Origin of the sequence: Streptomyces sp. NRRL S-87 (assembly GCF_000719335.1) — a bacterium.
GTDB lineage: Bacteria > Actinomycetota > Actinomycetes > Streptomycetales > Streptomycetaceae > Streptomyces.
In genome coordinates this window covers 1-270 of sequence record NZ_JOGB01000238.1, presented here as the reverse complement: position 1 = coordinate 270, position 270 = coordinate 1, and the positions used below count along the sequence as shown (strand labels likewise).

1 rRNA gene is annotated in these 270 nt (G+C 55.9%); it reads left to right on the top strand.

The annotated features are described in order from the left end of the window. Positions 1–173 precede the first annotated feature (173 nt). Positions 174–270 (top strand): 5S ribosomal RNA (rrf, locus tag IF43_RS38635); the annotation flags it as partial.

Genomic DNA, 270 nt, shown 5'->3' with positions numbered 1-270 from the left:
AGGCCGGATGTGGAAGCCCAGTAATGGGTGGAGCTGACCGGTACTAATAGGCCGAGGGCTTGTCCTCAGTTGCTCGCGTCCACTGTGTAAGTTCTGAAGCAACGAACGGTTGCTGGTTTCTGGAGCTAGAACACAACTACAGAGTGTGCTTGTTCGCTCGAAACCGATAGGGTTTCGGTGGTCATAGCGTTAGGGAAACGCCCGGTTACATTCCGAACCCGGAAGCTAAGCCTTTCAGCGCCGATGGTACTGCAGGGGGGACCCTGTGGG